Genomic DNA, 16,686 nt, shown 5'->3' with positions numbered 1-16,686 from the left:
TCTCTCTCCTGACTTAGTCAAGTCACTCTTGGAGGAAAACATGAAGATTACAAGTGCGGAAGTTTTCGTTGGCGGGCCGGGTAAAAACTACGTCACCGTGAAAATCATGACGGATGCAGGAATATACGGAATTGGCGACGGCACGCTAAACACCCGTGAGACACTGACGGCAGAATATCTGAGAGAATATCTTATACCCTGCCTGATTGGGATGGACCCGCGCAACAGCGAAGATATCTGGCAATATTTCTATCGGGGCGCTTATTTCCGGCGAGGCCCGATCGCGATGGCGGCCTATGGTGCGATTGATTTGGCACTCTGGGACATCAAAGGAAAAATCGCCGGTCTTCCACTCTATCAGCTCTTTGGCGGTAAGAGCCGCGACAGCGCGTTGCTCTACGCTCACGCTACCGGACCGACATTGGATGCATTGCTCGATTCTGTCGCCCATTATGTGGATCAGGGATATAAAGCCATTCGTCTTCAATGCGGAGTACCGGGTATGCCTGAGGGCGGCTACGCGACTGGTAAAGGAGGTGATACGAAACATTTCATCACGGAATATGGCATGTTGCCGGATCAGGAGATCTGGGATTCAGACAAATATCTGCGCTACATGCCAACCGTTTTTGAAGCCGTGAGAAATCGGTTTGGGCCGGAACTGAAACTTTTGCATGACGTTCATCATCGCCTGCATCCCCGTGAGGCAGCGGCATTCGGCAAAGAAATCGAAAAATACAATCTGTTCTGGATGGAAGATCCGACGCCGGCTGATGATCAATATGCATTGCGGCTCATCCGGCAACATACGACCGTCCCGATCGCCATTGGCGAAGTGTTTAACTCGATCTGGGACTGCAAGGACATGATCGAAGAAGAATTACTCGATTTCATCCGGGTTTCTGTCACTTACGCTGGCGGTATTACCCATGTTAGGCGCATCGTCGAACTGGCCGCGATTCACAATATCAGAACCGGGTTTCACGGCGCGCCGAGTCATTCGCCAATTTCAATGGCAGCACAAGCGCATCTCAATGCCTGGGCCCCTAATTTTGGCATTCAGGAATATCTCGTTCTTGGTACGCCAGAGTGCGACGCGCTGTTCCCGTCTGATCACCTTGTTGAAGATGGCTTGTTCTATGTGAGCGATGCGCCCGGTCTGGGCGTGGAATTCGACGAGAAAGAAGCAAAGAAGTATTCGTTTGATCGCCGCTACCACCCCATAGTGAGACTGGAAGACGGCACAATGTGGAATTACTAACTTATTCGCAATTCTGTAGCACAATCATTAGTACATTTTGCAACGGCCGAGTGTTGATCTGGTGAAGGATTGTTCTCGTCTGCTCAATGGACCAGATCAGCAATCTTGAGTTCAACAAGATCGCAGCCGGTCAATCTGACTGGAAGACGCCTTCTACGCGCTGGTGACCTCCCGCTCGATTGGGCGGGCCAGCGAACGCTTCTAGGGTTCGAATAAACCCCAAATCACTCAAATCTCTAAAGTGCATCCGGTGCCAGTGTTTCGGGGCATGGAGACAATCTGGCTATTTGCGGTCATATGGCCGGTGACAAATGGTCTCTGGGACACAACTACCACAAATCATAGAGGCTAAGTTACGGAAACTTAGGGACTAAATTGGCGACCAGTTCATGTCGCTGGAGATGTCTGAAATCGGGGAAAGAAATGGTGCTGCTAGGGAGAATTGAACTCCCGACCTCGTCATTACCAATGACGCGCTCTACCACTGAGCTACAGCAGCACTGTTTTCGTTGCCGGAGCCGCCTGCTCCAAGCCTCGCGCCTAAGACCAAATGGTTAAGCTCTTGTCAAGCGGAGTTGCATTTTTCTGCGATGGCTGGCACATGCCCGCCATGCCAAAGCCGCAATCCCGATCCGAAAAGCAGCGCAAGGAAGCCGCGAAAGCCGAGCGTCTGGCGGTACAGCTTCGCGCGAATCTCAGGCGGCGCAAGGCACAGGCCAAAGACCTAAACTCCGGCACCCCGATTAGCGAATCTGACGGCTAAACTGTCGCGGACGCCAATTCCGGTTTGATGATCTCAAATTCTGTCACCGCATCAATAAAACTCTGTGCCACTGGCGTGACTTGCTCTGTCGCAGGATCGAACCAGACATAGGTCAGCTTGATCACGTTGAGCAACGTGTCATCCCGGACAATATTCACGACCACTGAATAGCTTGTCCGCCCAAATCTTGTGATGCGCAGACACACGTCGATCAATTCATCTGCTTTTGCCGGGGCCCGAAAATCAACTTCTGCATGGCGCACCCAGTTGTCACCGCCAAACAGTTCCAGAAACGTATTGTAGGATTTTTCATTGCCTTGCGCTCCGACCAGCTCCCGAAAATACTCGGTGACGCCGACATCGGCAAAAGCCAGGTAGTTCGCATTAAAAACAATACCTTGCATGTCGGCTTCGGCATAGCGCACGCGTATGGATGTGATCAGCCGGAACCCATCCCGGGGGTTGCTTGTGTCAGTCATGGTGTTTCCGTCAAATCAGAGGAGAGCACTGGGCTTGAAGCCAGACCAGCGGATCATCGGACAGTTGCGGACCGACAATTTCCAACACCTCGGCATGGTAATCATCCACCCACTTGCGCTGGCTGTCTGACAGGATGCTGGTATCTATCAGCCGCCGGTCGAGCGGAGAGAAAGTCAGAGTCTCGAACCCGAGCATATCCTGCTCGGAACCCGGGACATCACGCTCTTCCACCAGAATCAAATTTTCGATCCGGATCCCGAATGCATCATCCTTGTAATAGCCTGGTTCGTTCGAACAGATCATGCCGGCCACCAGCGGTTCGCCAAATCCGCCAAAGGCTGCAATCCGCTGCGGCCCTTCATGGACCGAAAGATAGGCACCGACGCCATGTCCGGTCCCGTGCGCATAATCGACGCCATCGGCCCAGAGATATTGGCGCGCCAATATGTCAAGCTGACCACCGGTTGTGCCCTTGGGGAAAACCGCCTGTGCCAGCGCGATATGACCTTGCAATACCTGCGTATAGCGTTTGATCATTTCGGCCGTTGGTTCACCCACTGCCATTGTTCGGGTGACGTCAGTCGTCCCGTCACGATATTGCCCGCCGCTGTCGACGAGATAGAGCGTGCCTGTCTCAATCTTGCGGTTGGTTTCCTCGTTCACGCTATAGTGGCACAACGCACCGTTCGGTCCCGCACCGGAAATTGTCCGGAATGACAGATCCATGAGCTTGTCGGACTGCCCGCGGAACTCGGCGAGTTTTGCGGCGACCGACAGTTCGTCATGCCCGCCTTTCGGAGCTTCCTGCGAGAACCAGTGCAGAAACTGGCTAAGCGCCGCGCCGTCACGGGCCTGAGCAGCTCTGTGCCCGGACACTTCCGCTTCATTCTTGATCGCTTTGGCCAGCACAGTCGGATCGCGTTTTGCGACGATATTCGCTCCCGCGTCCTCAAGCTGGGCAAAAATCGCCGCGACCGAGCGTTCCGGATCTACCCCAATATTCTGATCCCGATATTCGGTCAGAGCATTCGGAAATTCATCATAGCTGCGCAACGCCACCGCATTGCCCAGATGCACACGAACATCGTCGGTCAGTTTTTCCGGCGCCACAAATACTTCTGCGCTGCCGTCTGCTTTGACAATCGCATAGCCGCGAGGAACCGGCGTGTTGCTGATATCCTTGCCGCGAATGTTAAAGGCCCATGCCACGGAATCGAGCGCGGCAATCACGGTTGCGTCAAGCCCTTCCGCTTTCAACCATGCAGCTATGTCGGCGCGCTTTACTGCTGCTGTTTTGCCTGCAAACTCGTCGGGCTGAACGTCCAGCTTCGCCAGTGACGGTTGCGGTTGATCTTCCCAGACCGCATCTATCGGATTGTGTTTCACGGCGACCAGTTTCGCGTTTTTCTTCGCCAGCTTTGCTTCTGCTGATCTGGCCCAGTCCCGCGTGTGCAGCCAAGCGTCATAGCCAATGCTGGATCCATGCGGAGCATGTTCTCCCAGCCAGCCAATCACGTTTTGATCGGCAGTGCCCACATATTCGTAAAGCTTGCCATCGACCTGATCCCGCACCTGAATAGTGTATCGCCCATCCACAAAAATCGCCGCCTTGTCCTTGAGAACTACAGCCGATCCGGCGGAACCGCCAAAGCCGGTCAACCAGGCCAGACGCTGGGCATAGTCCCCGACATATTCACTCATATGTTCGTCACAAATCGGCACGACAAAGCCATCCAGACCATCTCTGGCCATTTGTTCGCGCAGGGCAGCAAGCCTGGCTTCGTAGGTGGACATCAACATGGGCTGCAAAACTCCTTGAATTAGCGGTTCCACAAACACATAGGTGTTTCAGACGATTTCCGCCACCGATTTCCGCCACCTGCCCCCCAATGTGAGGTGTTATGAAACAGATTATATTGTCGTTAATCCTGGCTGCCCATACAGCAGCTGTTCCTGTATCCGCTCAAACCGAAACGACCAAAGATACCATGACAAAGAAACTTGAGAAACCGCCTGTCGCCGAACAACGGCCCCATAGCTATGAGCGCCATGGCTACACGATCAGCGATCCGTATCACTGGCTCAAGGATCAGGGTTATCCCGAGGTCGACGACAAGGATGTCCTTGATTATCTGCAAGCGGAGAATCAGTGGTTCGAGCAAAATATGGAAGGACAAAAGGCGCTCACGAAGACATTGTTTGAGGAAATGAAAGCCCGGATCAAGGAAGATGATTCATCGGTTCCGCAGAAGGACGGCGACTGGATCTACTGGACTCGATTCGAAGAAGGCATGCAATATAAACAGCATTACAGGAAATCTGTTTCAGGCGGCAAAGCGCAATTGATTCTGGATGAAAATACACTGGCCAAGGACAAGGACTATTTCCGGCTCGGCGCAATGGCGGTTAGTCACGACGGCAAGCTGCTGGCCTTTTCCGTCGATGATGATGGCTCCGAACGCTTTGAAGCGCGGATCAAGAATCTGGAAACCGGAGAAATGCTGGCGGATGTCATTCCGGGCACCTTGTCCAGCCTGGTCTGGTCTGCGGATTCCAAGAACCTGCTATACGGCCTCGCCAACGCCAACTGGCGCACCGACAATGCGCGGCTGCACGTGCTGGGTACGGATATCGCAAAAGATATCGAGCTCTACAAGGAAACGCAGGATGGGTTTACTGTCGGCATCGGGCTGACACATTCCGAAAAATACATCAGCATTGCGACGGGTGATAATGAAACCAGCGAAGTCCGTCTGGTGCCCACCGACAATCCCACCGCAGAACCAATTCTGATTTCCGCACGCCAGAAGGGCCGCGAATATTCAGTCGAGGAACATGACGGAAAGCTCTATATCCTGAGCAATGACGACCATGTGAACTTTCGGCTCGCGACAGCGACACTAGAAAATCCGGGAGAATGGAACACGCTGATTGCGGGTTCGAATGATTTTTACCTGACGGACGTAACAACCTTCAAGAATTTTTATGTGACCGAGGGACGTCAGAATGGTCTCGATCAGGTTGAAATCCGATCTTATGCTGACCCGTTGAGCATCGAACGTATCACCTTTCCAGAAGCCAGCTACAATGCCGGGCTGGATGACAATCCGGAATATGATAGCAGCAAGTTGCGGATCAGTTATGAATCCATGGTCACACCCGACACAATCTACGACTATGCACTGTCCGACAAAAAGCTGACCACGCTGAAAGTTCAGGAAATCCCTTCAGGCTATGATGCCAGCCAGTACACGACCGAGCGGCTGATGGTGAAAGCCCGCGACGGGGCAATGGTTCCCGTTTCGCTGGTCTACAAAAACGGAACAAAACTGGACGACTCTGCGCCGCTGCATCTCTATGCCTATGGCGCCTACGGGTACGCCGTGCCGCCCAGCTTCTCGACCACGCGGCTTTCACTTGTTGATCGCGGCTTTGTATATGCCATTGCCCATATCCGGGGCGGAGATGATCTGGGACGCAACTGGTATCTGCAGGGCAAGCTGATGCAGCGCACCAACACGTTCAACGATTTTGTTGATGTTGCCAAAGGCCTTGCCGACAAAGGCTATACGGCGAAAGGCCGGATCACCGCATCAGGCGGGTCTGCGGGCGGCGAGCTCATGGGGGCGGTTGTCAACAGTGATCCCGATCTTTGGGGCGCGGTTGTTGCCCACGTTCCATTTGTTGATGTGCTCAACACCATGCAGGACGAAAGCCTGCCGCTCACTCCTGGCGAATGGCCGGAATGGGGCAATCCAATTACCGACAAGGCAGCATTCGAATATATCCGCAGCTATTCCCCCTATGACCAGGTCAGCGCGCAGGATTATCCTGCGATGTTGATCACCGGCGGCCTTAACGACCCGCGCGTCACCTATTGGGAACCCGCCAAGTGGACGGCCAAGTTGCGCGCGACCAAAACCGACAACAACATGTTGCTTATGAAAATCAATATGGGTGCAGGACACGGCGGCAAATCCGGTCGCTGGAACCGAGTTGAAGAAGTAGCTGAAGAATTTGCCTTTATTTTGTGGCAAATGGGCATGGCCGAAAAGTCAGAATGAACGAGCATTTTCTCCATATCACTGCACGGGCAGGCGACATTGACGAACTGGGTCATGTCAACAATGCTGTCTGGGTACGCTGGATACAGGACATCGCAACTGTCCATTGGAATGCAGTCGCGACGAAGGAATATATTGATCGCTATATCTGGGTCGTAACCCGGCACGAAATTGACTATCGCGGTAATGTCGAAGCCGGACAGACGGTTACCGGGCGCACGTGGATATCGGAGCCGCCCAGAGGCGCACGCTTCTGGAGAAATGTCAGATTCACCGGTCCGGATGGGAACATCAAGGTCGAGGCCAAAACCAACTGGGCGATTATCGACCGGAATTCAGGTCGTCCCGTTCGGGTTCCGCCTGATCTGGCTGCACTATTCCTCGAAAAAAGTTAGGATTGCTCAGGGAGCCGGTATTGGAGTTACCGGTGCCAGCGGTGACTGCTGATCGACGCGAACGCCCTCAGCCGTGCGCAATTGCTGCGGTTCGAGAATCGCTGCTGTCTCAATAACATCAAGTGCACGCCGGGCTTCATTATATCGCCGCGCGCTTTCCATCCACCCGCTGGCTTCTTCACTATTCTCCACGTCGCCCGGCAACCGGTCGATTTCGGCAATAGCGGCATCGACATTACCATTTTCCACGTATCTCTCGGCGCGCAACAGCCTTTGCTGCGGTGCCGGTGACGGCGTCCCTTCCCGGCGAATGACGAATAGCTCGGAAAGCTCTCTTTGCACATCGGTCCAGAAACCTTCGCCACTGGATCCACTGGTCAACGTCGGGCCAATATCATCCAGCCCTGCCGCGAGCTCTTCCAGCGTTACGGGTTCACGCGAGGCATTGACGATGGTCGTCACTGCCTTTGGCTGTGCATCACCAAATCGCAGACGTAGCTGCGATTCAATATAACCCAGTGGGGAGCCGCGATCGAGCGCCCGGCGGGCAGCAAATGCGATCAGCAATCCCTCAGCGCGCGCAGCATTGCCAGAGGCCGCCTGGGCCTGAACGTTAATTCGGGATAACCGGTCTTCCAGATCGGCCACACGTACGGCGAGGGCCCGTTCAATATCCGGAGTTAAAGCCGGTGCTTCGGGTTCGGTTGTTTTGACTTGCGCCGGAGCGGGCAGAACCGTGCCATCCGCATCAATCCGTTTGGCAAGCGCGGCTGCAGGATCATTTTTGACTTCCACCACCGGTGCACCTGTATTTTCGGTAACCGCGGTGTCAGCAGAGCTACCAAACGGATTGTAGCGGGAAATAATCCATCCCGTCAGAATGGCACCACCGATAAACGCGACAATCATCAAGACAAGCACGTTCCGGGTCAGATTGCTTTTTCCGCCCGACGACCTCAAATTTTCATAGTCCCGGCTCATTCCATCTCCTTTGGCTGGTCAGGCATGCGCATGCCAGCAGTCATCCTTTCGAGCATAGAGATGCGGCAAGAGACAGTAAAGCATCGTCCGTGGGTTCATCCGCGACATGGACAGCCTTCCACTGCTTTTCCAGCGCATTGGCGATATTGTCTGATAAAGCCGCAATGCGGGTTTGGCCCGGTTTCAATGCCAGTCGGGCCATTTCCTGCTCCAGCGTCCGGGCGGCCCGGGCAGAATGAACCATTACGACACATCCCCCGGACAGCGCGGTCTGTGCCGCTTCTCCCAGAAAAAGTGCGCGTGCATTGTAAACAGCTTGGCAATCGATGAACCGATCCTTTGCTGCGATGGTGATATGGTCCTTGCCGGTCAGATGCAGGATGTCACGATATTGACCCGGCGGCAGGGCTGACAGCAATTCCAGGGCACCGCCCGAACCGGTCAGATCAACACAAAATCCGGCAGCACGCGCGGCATCTGCCGTTTTCTTGCCGACGGCCAAAACCGGAAGGCAGGCATATGCCGCCAGCGCCGGGCCGGCAAATCTGATGGCATTGACGCTGGTAAGCATGAGGGCGTCAAATTCAGAAGCAGCGGGAGCATCCCACCCCATCGGCTCGATGACAAATAGCGGATCAAGGACAGGCGTCAGCCCCAGCAGTCGCGCTTTCTCCGCAGTCCGGCTGGCGCCAATCTCCGGGCGCAGGATTAGCAGTGGCAGATTCAGCTTCGGGCTCACTGGCCGAAAACAGCTTTCAGCTCTGCGCTGGCGCGATCCAGCAGGCTGCGCGCGAGTTGTCCGGGTGCCTTTCCATCATCGCTATCAAACTCGGCTTTGTCGGAAACATGTTCACTCCCGTCCGGCAGCAATATCTCACCGCGCAGATTTACCCTGTCTCCGGTCACGGCAGCACTAGCAGCAACAGGACTGTGGCAGTCGGCAGCCAGCTCCGCCAGAAATGCGCGTTCTGCCATGACCGCCCGAAAGGTAGGTTCGGAGGATATTGTGGCCAGAAGTGCACGAATGGATTGGGCCTCACATAATGTTTCTATCCCGATTGCGCCTTGTGCCGGTGCGGGAAGCATTATTTCGTTTGATATTTCGTGACCGATGTTTTCCATCTCCAGCCGGTCGAGACCCGCCGCAGCCAGCAATGTCGCAGCAAATTCACCCGATTCAATCTTTCCCAACCGTGTCTGGACATTGCCCCGGATCAGCCGAATATCGAGATCAGCACGCAGGCGCAGCAGCTGGGCCTTGCGCCGCGGTGAAGCCGTTCCCACAATTGCGCGATCCGGGAGCGCCGCAATACTCTCGGCGCCAATCAGGCGATCATGAATATCCGCTCGCTCCAGCATCGCGGCGATCACAAATTCCTCTGGACGGATCGTTTCCACGTCCTTCATGCTGTGAACAGCACAATCAATCTCGCCGGAAAACAACGCGCGATCAAGTTCCTTTGTCCAAAGAGCCTTGCCGCCGGCGTCCGCCAGTGCACGATCGAGTATTTTATCGCCGCTGGCGATCATCGGCACCAGTTCGACTTGCTCCGCATGCCATCCCTGCGCATCAACAATCGCTTTCGCTGCCATTTCAGCCTGCACCAAAGCAAGCGGAGATTGTCGGGTTCCCAGCCGCAATGGACGATCTATTCCCACACGAATTTCAGTTTTTTGGTCAACTTTCGTCGTCATAGACCTTGTCCTAATCACTTCAGCGCGTAAGTAAACGCGTCATGAGCATCATTTTAGGCATCGAATCAAGCTGTGACGAAACCGCAGCCGCGCTGGTCACGTCTGATCGTCAGATAATGGCGCACGCGCTGGCAGGTCAGGAAGCAGCCCATGCCCCGTTTGGCGGGGTTGTTCCCGAGATTGCAGCACGGGCACATGCCGAAATACTGACATCGCTCATTGGTAACGCGCTCTCAGAGGCAGGAATTTCGTTGAACTCTGTCGATGCTGTAGCGGCTACAGCCGGGCCCGGACTGATCGGCGGAGTGATGGTGGGATTGGTCACCGGCAAGGCATTGGCCATGGCACTGGACAAACCCCTGATCGCCGTCAATCATCTGGAAGGACATGCGCTTTCTCCCCGCCTCGCCAATCCGGAACTGGAGTTTCCCTATCTGCTGCTTTTGGCATCAGGCGGGCATTGCCAGATATTGCGGGTTGAGGGAGTGAACGATTATCGCCGTCTGGCCACCACGATCGATGATGCTGCCGGCGAAGCTTTCGACAAAACGGCCAAAATCCTGGGACTCGGATATCCCGGCGGTCCCAAAGTCGAAACGCTGGCGCAGACCGGCGATCCGCAAGCCGTCCCGCTGCCGCGTCCGCTCAAGGGTTCTGCAGAACCCCATTTTTCCTTTGCCGGACTCAAAAGCGCCGTGGTGCGCGCGCACGAAGAGGGTATCCACAAGGATGAGGACATCGCAGCAGCGTTTCAGCAAGCGGTTGTCGATTGCCTCGAAGATCGTCTGGAGAAGGCCATTGCAGAGCATGATCCCGTACCGCATCTCGTCGTTGCAGGCGGCGTTGCAGCAAACCAGCCTATTCGCGAGATGCTGGAACAAATGGCAGAAAAGCATGGCATGAAATTTACGGCGCCGCCGCTATGGCTGTGCACAGATAACGCCGCAATGATTGGATGGGCAGGTGCAGAGCGGTTTGCCACCGGCTTGACTGATTCGCTGGACTTTGCCGCACGTCCGCGCTGGCCGCTCGATCCGGATGCCGCAAAAGCGCGCGGCGCGGGAGTGAAGGCATGACCGGAGCGCGTGTCGGAGTTGTCGGTGCCGGAGCGTGGGGAACTGCGCTGGCACAAGTTCTGTCTGCAGGACAGGATGAATTATTGCTCTGGGCACGCGAACCCGAAGTTGTGGATCAAGTAAATGATCAGCGCGAGAATCTGAGTTTTCTGGCCGGCTACCAGCTCCGGAACAATATAACTGCAACCACGGAAATCGGCGATCTGGCACATTGCGATGCCATTCTTCTGGTGACACCTGCACAGCATCTGCGAAACAGTCTGGAAGCCCTACCCACTTCAGGTGCCGCTCTTATCCTCTGCAGCAAAGGTATCGAAGCAGATTCAAGATTGCTGATGAGTGAAGTGGCGCGCGAAATTTGTCCAGATAATCCGCTGGCGGTCCTGTCAGGACCTACATTTGCGCACGAAGTCGCGCAAGGATTGCCAACAGCCCTTACTCTAGCCTGTGACGATCGCAGGCTGTGGGATCAGCTCTATCCGATCATCGCAAAACCCAGCTTCCGTCCCTATTACTCGGATGACATTATTGGTGCTGAAATCGGCGGGGCGGTGAAAAATGTTCTCGCCATTGGTTGCGGTGTGGTGGACGGTGCGGGTCTTGGGCAAAATGCCCGTGCATCTTTGATTGGGCGGGGGTTTGCGGAAATGTTGCGCTATGGCGCAGCCCGCGGTGCAAGGCAGGAGACACTGGGTGGACTGTGCGGTCTGGGTGACCTTGTGCTGACTTGTTCATCAACCAGTTCCCGAAACTATGCACTTGGCAAAGGACTTGGAGCCGGGGCCACTGCAGAATTTTTGATGGCCGATCGGTCGACCGTTGCCGAAGGCGCTTTTACAGCACCGGTGTTGCAGCAGGATGCAGAGATGCGTGGGATTGAGATGCCCATCGTAAAGGCCGTTTGCAGCCTTCTTTCCGGCGAAGCTGATACAAAAATGGTGGTTGAGAAGCTGATGAGCCGCCCGTTGGTTGCCGAACAGCGCTAATTGCGAACCGATACCAGCGGAATATCCCAAAAGATGACAAGCGAGACCGGCTCGGCTAAGCGGGTGGGCATTATTCAATCAACGTCGAATACGGCCGGAGAACATCCTTTTGAACAGCCCTGAAGCCTCGGGATCTACCGGCAATGCTTCATCCGGCCCTCCTGCAGAGAGTGCCGAAGGTCAGGAGGATATTGCCGCACTTGCCAAAGGCGGACGAACCAATATTTTCGGTTTTCTGCTGCGGCTGGCTGCGCGCCTGCCTTTTTTGTTTGTTGCGGGCCGGATGTATGGTGCGGAAGCGCTGGGACGCTTTGCCTATGCGATATTAGTGATTGAATTTGCCGCCCAACTGGCCACGCTGGGTATGAAACGCGGACTGGCCGAGCAGCTCAGCCGCACGAAACGGCCGCATGTGCATGTTGTCTGGGATGGCATGCTGGTCAGTTTCTTTGCATCTGCCGTCGCTGCGTTATTTCTGATCGCCTTTCCGCAGATCATGTTTCCCAATAGCGAGATCAACGGGTTTGACCGGTTTCTTCCGGTCGTGATATTCACCATCGCGGGCGCTGATATCGCGCTGGCGGCCCTCGCCTACCGCTATGACATCGCTTCGACTGTTCGTGCACGATCCATCATTGAACCCTGGACGATCAGCATTGTCGCCGTGCTGTTCGCATGGCCGCTCATGCCGTTCTTTTCGCTGCGAGACGGCCTGATTATTTCCTACGTCGTTTCGATGGTGGCGGCGTTGATCGCTTCGCTCTGGCCGCTTTTCAGAAGCTATGGTCTGCCTTGGGGCTGGCGTCCCAAGCCGCTCGCACTCGCGAATATCGCGCGCCGAAACATGCCTCTTGCGGCGGCCGATGCAGCGGAATGGGGATCGCGGCGCCTGGATCTCGCGATACTGGGGCTATTCGCTTCTCCTGCCATTGTCGGTATCTATTACGTTGCGCAGCAAGTCGCGAGCCTGCCGCAAAAACTCAAAACCAGTTTTGATCCGATCCTTGGCCCGGTCATCACCCGCAATCTCGAGGCCGGCAACCTCAAGGGCATTGCAGCCCAGGTCAGTCAGGTTGGATTCTGGATTATCGCGGCACAGGTCGGCATTGCTCTGGCGCTGGCAATACCCGGGGAAGCCGTCATGGGCCTGGTCGGGCCGAATTTCGTTGGTGGTACCGGTGCGCTCGCCTTCCTGCTGGCCGCTGAAGCCGTTGCCGCCACCGCAGTGGTCAGCGAATCCGCACTGGTCTACATCGCCCGGCATCGCAATTTGCTGATCTCGCTGTCGATGCTTCTTTTGCAAGCCGGACTCAGCGTCGCCTTTATCCAGATTTGTCTCCGCCTCGGGTGGAGCCCGCTCTTTCAGGCCGCGGCTGTCGCTGCTGCGCTGATGGTTGCGCTGGCCTATGCATCGGTGGTGAAAGCGATGTTCCTGTCGCGATTGCTGGAAGCAAAGGTCAACGGTTGGCGCTGGTCACTGATACTGGCAATCATTGTCGGAACTGCAGTTGGCTATCTCGCAACATTCCTGCCGGAATGGGCGGAGTTGATCATAGGAATTCCAATGATCCTGGGCAGCTATGCATTCGTAATCTGGAAATGGGGCTTCGGGCCCGAGGACCGGAAACTGTTCAAGATGAAGAGCTAGCCCGAACCAACCTCAATTAGCCCAGGCGCTCCTCAACCATCGCGCGAATGTCTGCCTCGGGTCGCGCGCCGTAGTGGGAAATCACCTCAGCCGCCGCAATTGCGCCAATTGTCAGGCTGTCTTCCACCGATCGACCTTCGGTATAACCGCTCAGGAAGCCCGCTGCGAACAGGTCACCGGCGCCTGTGGTGTCAACGATCTTGTCCACCGGCTCTGCGGCAACCGAGACCCGCTGACCATCTTGCACGGCAATTGCGCCTTTTTCACTCCGGGTCACTACCAGAGTTTCGACTTGTGCTGCGGTCTGTTCTACCGCTCCGTCAAAATCATCGGTTTCGCATAGCGACATGATTTCATCTTCATTGGAAAACAGAATATCAATCTTGCCATCTGCGATGAGCTTCGCAAATTCGTCCCTGTGTCGCATGATGCAGAAGCCATCAGACAGGGTGAACGCCACTTTGCGTCCATTTTTCCGGGCAATGTCCATCGCCAGTGCCATCGCCGCTTTGGGTTCGTCGGCATCCCAGAGATAACCTTCGAGATATAGTATTGCGCCGCTGGCGATCAGATCAGCATCAACGGACGACGGCGGCAAAAATTGTGAGGCCCCTAGAAACGTGTTCATCGTGCGCTGGGCATCCGGTGTCACAAAAATCAGACAGCGTGCAGTCGGCGGTTCCTTGCCGAGTGGGGGTACGTCAAAATCAATTCCCGTTGCACGGATATCATGGGTAAACACCTCACCCAGCTGATCGTCCGCGACCTGCGCAATCAGCGCGCACTGGCGGCCAAGAGTGGATGCCCCAGCAAGAGTGTTTGATCCCGAGCCACCGCTGATTTCTCGTGCCGGACCCATATCACGATAGAGTTCGGTTGCGCGCTCTGCATCAATCAGGGTCATCGCACCTTTGGCGAGCTGCTCTTCTTCGAGAAAACTGTCATCGGCCTGCGCGATAACATCGACAATGGCATTACCTACGGCAACAATATCGTAGCGGGCTTCGGTGGTCATTTCAGATCCTTTGGCTGTTCAGCTATGCAAGCGCCGTCCGATAGTCACAACTCACCAACGCTTCAAGCAGAATTGACCAGCAGCATCAAAGCATGACATGACCCGGCCATGATCAACGCGCTGCTGCTCTCCTTGGGTCAATTGACCGACCGTCCCATCCTCGTGCTGCTGCTCAAGGTCATCTTGATTACCCTGCTGCTACTGGTGATTTTCGGGATTGCCGTCTTTTTTGGGCTGACCGGGTTATTTTCCTATTTTGAACTGGAGGGTGGCGGGTTTGCGGCAGCTGCGACTGCCGTATTGATTGCGATATTTGCTGCAGTTTTCCTGTTTCGGGTCATTGCCATGTTTGTCCTCAACATTTTTTCCGACGAAATTGTCGATGCCGTCGAGGCAAAACACTATCCCGAGCGCGCAGCGCAAGCACGCCAGCCGGGTCATATCGTGGGCGTAAAAATGGGGCTGGCCTCGGTTGGCAGAGCGATTGGCTACAATATTCTGGCGCTACCGATTTATGTGTTATTGCTGTTCACAGCGGTCGGAACACCGGCCGCGTTTTTCGCGGTCAACGCGTTGCTGATCGGACGCGATTTGCAGGATATGATTGTTGTCCGCCACGCGGCTGATCAAGGCACTGACGCGGACGAGTGGACGTTGTCCAAATTCCCGCGATTTGGTCTGGGTTTGATCACCGCTATCTTGCTGGCCATTCCGTTCGTCAATTTTCTTGCGCCAATACTGGGAGCCGCTATGGCTACCCACCTGGTACATACGAAGCGCGATGAAAGCCCCGAGACATGATCCGCAAGCTATCCATCTTACTTGTTTTACCGGCGCTTGCCGCCTGTGTATCCACAGCAGTTCCCAGTGCTCCGGCGCTTCCCACCCCTTCTGATTCTCCCCTGAATAACGTCCAGGGATTGGAATTGGTGATGGGAAAAACAGCCCGGCAGCTGACCCGGTTGTTCGGCAATCCGCAAGCCGACCTCTCGGAACCCCCTGCCCGAAAATTACAGTTTTCCAGCGGCGCCTGTATATTGGACGCCTATCTCTATCCACCGGCCAATGGCGGCGAAGGTCGCGTGACACATATCGATGCAAGGCGAAGTGATGGAGCGATTGTCGACCGGGTGTCTTGCGTCAACGCGCTGCGCGTTCGTTAGCAGCTCTCCCATTCCACCAGTACTGAAGCCTCGGTTTCTTCAATCTGACGGCGGCTCTTTTCATGTTCAAATCTGTCATGGTCCAATTCGGCCAACGCCCATATTGCGGCGCCGCGTACAATCGGCTCGTCATCATTCAGCAGCTTGATCACAGCCGACAGCAGCGACTGATCCGCGCTATTCCCCGCCCCGATCAGCGCGTTGCGCACCATCCGGTTCCGACCGGATCGTTTTATCGGTGAGCCAGAAAATATCTTGCGAAAGGCGTTGTCATCCATCGCCAGCAAATCCGCAAGCGCCGGTGCGGCCAGTTCCGCGCGTGGCAGAAAGGCTTTTTGAGCAGCGGATGCGACGGCAAATTTGTTCCAGGGACAAACTGCCAGGCAATCATCACATCCATAGATGTGATTGCCCATCGCTTTGCGATATTGTTTCGGGATCGGGCCTTTATTCTCGATTGTGAGATAGGAAATGCAGGCTTTGGCATCAAGCTGGTAGGGTGCCGGGAATGCGTTGGTCGGACAAATGTCCTGACAGGCAGAACAGCTCCCGCAGCGATCCTGTCCGGCTGGTGACAGTTCCAGATCCAGTGTCGTGTAGATCGCACCAAGAAACAGCCAGCTGCCGTGGTCCCGGCTGACAACATTGGTATGTTTGCCCTGCCAACCCAGACCTGCCGCAGCGGCCAATGGTTTTTCCATAACCGGAGCCGTATCGACAAACACCTTGACCTCGCAGTCCGCCTGCTCAACCAGCCAACGCGCCGTTCGCTTCAACGCCTTCTTGACGACGTCATGATAATCCTTGCCCTGCGCGTAGACCGATATCCGGCCATGGTCAGTTACTTTTTCCAGCGCGAACGGGTCTGTTTTCGGGGCGTAACTCATGCCCAGCATGATCACAGAACGCACGTCTGGCCAAAGCTCTTTGGGTTGTCCGCGCTGGCGGGAGCGCTCTTCCATCCAGATCATATCACCGTGACCACCGCTACGAAGCCAGTTCTGCAAGCGTTCCGCAGTTTCCGGAGCCTGATCGGCAGGCGCAATTCCAAAAGCGGCGAAACCCTCGCCCAACGCCTTTTTTTCAAGCTCTTCGGTCAATCTTAACTTGTCATTCGCCATATGTGCACACTATCAGACAGTCAGCCCCTATATGAAAG

General features: G+C 55.3%; 16 protein-coding genes and 1 tRNA gene. 9 read left to right on the top strand and 8 right to left on the bottom strand.

All coding sequences use genetic code 11. The features are described from left to right. Positions 1-40: 40 nt before the first annotated feature. On the top strand, positions 41-1,261 hold the full coding sequence (manD, locus tag ABJI30_RS01905) for a D-mannonate dehydratase ManD (protein ID WP_348015201.1): 1,221 nt from the start codon (positions 41-43) through the stop codon (positions 1,259-1,261). A 424-nt stretch (positions 1,262-1,685) separates the two neighbouring features. Here the strand turns inward: manD and ABJI30_RS01900 are convergent. Next, a tRNA-Thr gene (locus ABJI30_RS01900) sits at positions 1,686-1,760 on the bottom strand. Positions 1,761-1,823: 63 nt separating this feature from the next. Between ABJI30_RS01900 and ABJI30_RS01895 the strand changes: the two genes are divergently transcribed. Next, positions 1,824-2,024, top strand: a complete 201-nt coding sequence (locus tag ABJI30_RS01895) for a hypothetical protein (RefSeq protein WP_348033096.1) — start codon at positions 1,824-1,826, stop codon at positions 2,022-2,024. Here ABJI30_RS01895 and ABJI30_RS01890 read toward each other — a convergent pair. Together ABJI30_RS01890 and ABJI30_RS01885 are read right to left on the bottom strand one after the other, a co-directional pair. Continuing rightward, positions 2,021-2,503 (bottom strand): thioesterase family protein, encoded by a 483-nt coding sequence (locus ABJI30_RS01890; protein WP_348015199.1) that lies wholly within the window; start codon positions 2,501-2,503, stop codon positions 2,021-2,023. The two genes, ABJI30_RS01895 and ABJI30_RS01890, sit on opposite strands and share 4 nt — an antisense overlap. A gap of 10 nt (positions 2,504-2,513) precedes the next feature. Beyond that, positions 2,514-4,298 carry an aminopeptidase P family protein gene (locus ABJI30_RS01885; protein ID WP_348015227.1) on the bottom strand — a complete coding sequence of 595 codons (1,785 nt, stop codon included), beginning with the start codon at positions 4,296-4,298 and terminating at the stop codon, positions 2,514-2,516. A 194-nt stretch (positions 4,299-4,492) separates the two neighbouring features. On the opposite strand from ABJI30_RS01885, the gene ABJI30_RS01880 reads away from it, so the two are divergent. After that, the gene (locus ABJI30_RS01880) at positions 4,493-6,568 is read left to right on the top strand and encodes a S9 family peptidase (RefSeq protein WP_348015198.1); all 2,076 of its coding nucleotides are present in this window, start codon (positions 4,493-4,495) and stop codon (positions 6,566-6,568) included. Next, positions 6,565-6,963: a thioesterase family protein gene (locus ABJI30_RS01875; RefSeq protein ID WP_348015197.1), complete on the top strand. Its 399-nt coding sequence runs from the start codon at positions 6,565-6,567 to the stop codon at positions 6,961-6,963. Before ABJI30_RS01880 ends, ABJI30_RS01875 begins: the two co-directional genes overlap by 4 nt. Positions 6,964-6,969: 6 nt before the next feature. Here ABJI30_RS01875 and ABJI30_RS01870 read toward each other — a convergent pair whose 3' ends face one another. Genes ABJI30_RS01870 through hemC form a run of 3 tightly spaced genes read right to left on the bottom strand, consistent with a single transcriptional unit; the run spans position 6,970 to position 9,639 of the window. Then, a complete protein-coding gene (locus tag ABJI30_RS01870) occupies positions 6,970-7,944 on the bottom strand; it encodes a mitofilin family membrane protein (RefSeq protein WP_348015196.1) in 975 nt (324 codons plus the stop codon). Positions 7,945-7,984: 40 nt separating this feature from the next. Next, entirely contained in the window at positions 7,985-8,683 is a 699-nt protein-coding gene (locus ABJI30_RS01865; protein WP_348015195.1) for a uroporphyrinogen-III synthase, read from the bottom strand. Then, a complete protein-coding gene (hemC, locus tag ABJI30_RS01860; RefSeq protein WP_348015194.1) occupies positions 8,680-9,639 on the bottom strand; it encodes a hydroxymethylbilane synthase in 960 nt (319 codons plus the stop codon). The genes ABJI30_RS01865 and hemC overlap by 4 nt, the downstream gene beginning before the upstream one ends. Before the next feature lie 41 nt (positions 9,640-9,680). Between hemC and tsaD the strand changes: the two genes are divergently transcribed. The 3 genes from tsaD (at position 9,681) to ABJI30_RS01845 (ending at position 13,349) form a co-directional block, all read left to right on the top strand. After that, positions 9,681-10,715 carry a tRNA (adenosine(37)-N6)-threonylcarbamoyltransferase complex transferase subunit TsaD gene (gene tsaD / locus ABJI30_RS01855; RefSeq protein ID WP_348015193.1) on the top strand — a complete coding sequence of 345 codons (1,035 nt, stop codon included), beginning with the start codon at positions 9,681-9,683 and terminating at the stop codon, positions 10,713-10,715. Further along, a complete protein-coding gene (locus ABJI30_RS01850) occupies positions 10,712-11,701 on the top strand; it encodes an NAD(P)H-dependent glycerol-3-phosphate dehydrogenase (RefSeq protein ID WP_348015192.1) in 990 nt (329 codons plus the stop codon). The genes tsaD and ABJI30_RS01850 overlap by 4 nt, the downstream gene beginning before the upstream one ends. Before the next feature lie 190 nt (positions 11,702-11,891). After that, positions 11,892-13,349, top strand: a complete 1,458-nt coding sequence (locus tag ABJI30_RS01845; protein WP_348015226.1) for a lipopolysaccharide biosynthesis protein — start codon at positions 11,892-11,894, stop codon at positions 13,347-13,349. Between the two features lie 16 nt (positions 13,350-13,365). Here ABJI30_RS01845 and ABJI30_RS01840 read toward each other — a convergent pair whose 3' ends face one another. Further along, the gene (locus tag ABJI30_RS01840; RefSeq protein WP_348015191.1) at positions 13,366-14,364 is read right to left on the bottom strand and encodes an adenosine kinase; all 999 of its coding nucleotides are present in this window, start codon (positions 14,362-14,364) and stop codon (positions 13,366-13,368) included. A gap of 108 nt (positions 14,365-14,472) precedes the next feature. Here ABJI30_RS01840 and ABJI30_RS01835 point away from each other — a divergent pair, with 108 nt between their 5' ends. Then, positions 14,473-15,165, top strand: coding sequence for an EI24 domain-containing protein (locus ABJI30_RS01835; RefSeq protein WP_348015190.1), 693 nt, complete (start codon positions 14,473-14,475; stop codon positions 15,163-15,165). Between the two features lie 131 nt (positions 15,166-15,296). Next, the gene (locus ABJI30_RS01830; RefSeq protein WP_348015189.1) at positions 15,297-15,527 is read left to right on the top strand and encodes a hypothetical protein; all 231 of its coding nucleotides are present in this window, start codon (positions 15,297-15,299) and stop codon (positions 15,525-15,527) included. Here ABJI30_RS01830 and queG read toward each other — a convergent pair. Continuing rightward, the gene (gene queG / locus ABJI30_RS01825; RefSeq protein ID WP_348015188.1) at positions 15,524-16,648 is read right to left on the bottom strand and encodes a tRNA epoxyqueuosine(34) reductase QueG; all 1,125 of its coding nucleotides are present in this window, start codon (positions 16,646-16,648) and stop codon (positions 15,524-15,526) included. The two genes, ABJI30_RS01830 and queG, sit on opposite strands and share 4 nt — an antisense overlap. Between the last annotated feature and the right edge of the window lie 38 nt (positions 16,649-16,686).

Source organism: Parasphingorhabdus sp., assembly GCF_039968395.1.
Taxonomy (GTDB): domain Bacteria; phylum Pseudomonadota; class Alphaproteobacteria; order Sphingomonadales; family Sphingomonadaceae; genus Parasphingorhabdus.
This window is presented reverse-complemented; position numbering and strand designations above follow the sequence as displayed.

Excerpts from the sequence above, each read along its gene's own strand:
- ABJI30_RS01885 (WP_348015227.1), bottom strand. The coding sequence starts at position 4,298 with ATGTCCACCTACGAAGCCAGGCTTGCTGCCCTGCGCGAACAAATGGCC.
- ABJI30_RS01840 (WP_348015191.1), bottom strand. The coding sequence starts at position 14,364 with ATGACCACCGAAGCCCGCTACGATATTGTTGCCGTAGGTAATGCCATT.
- ABJI30_RS01835 (WP_348015190.1), top strand. The coding sequence starts at position 14,473 with ATGATCAACGCGCTGCTGCTCTCCTTGGGTCAATTGACCGACCGTCCC.
- tsaD (WP_348015193.1), top strand. The coding sequence starts at position 9,681 with ATGAGCATCATTTTAGGCATCGAATCAAGCTGTGACGAAACCGCAGCC.
- ABJI30_RS01890 (WP_348015199.1), bottom strand. The coding sequence starts at position 2,503 with ATGACTGACACAAGCAACCCCCGGGATGGGTTCCGGCTGATCACATCC.
- ABJI30_RS01830 (WP_348015189.1), top strand. The coding sequence starts at position 15,297 with ATGGGAAAAACAGCCCGGCAGCTGACCCGGTTGTTCGGCAATCCGCAA.
- manD (WP_348015201.1), top strand. The coding sequence starts at position 41 with ATGAAGATTACAAGTGCGGAAGTTTTCGTTGGCGGGCCGGGTAAAAAC.
- ABJI30_RS01850 (WP_348015192.1), top strand. The coding sequence starts at position 10,712 with ATGACCGGAGCGCGTGTCGGAGTTGTCGGTGCCGGAGCGTGGGGAACT.
- ABJI30_RS01875 (WP_348015197.1), top strand. The coding sequence starts at position 6,565 with ATGAACGAGCATTTTCTCCATATCACTGCACGGGCAGGCGACATTGAC.
- ABJI30_RS01880 (WP_348015198.1), top strand. The coding sequence starts at position 4,493 with ATGACAAAGAAACTTGAGAAACCGCCTGTCGCCGAACAACGGCCCCAT.
- ABJI30_RS01870 (WP_348015196.1), bottom strand. The coding sequence starts at position 7,944 with ATGAGCCGGGACTATGAAAATTTGAGGTCGTCGGGCGGAAAAAGCAAT.
- queG (WP_348015188.1), bottom strand. The coding sequence starts at position 16,648 with ATGGCGAATGACAAGTTAAGATTGACCGAAGAGCTTGAAAAAAAGGCG.
- hemC (WP_348015194.1), bottom strand. The coding sequence starts at position 9,639 with ATGACGACGAAAGTTGACCAAAAAACTGAAATTCGTGTGGGAATAGAT.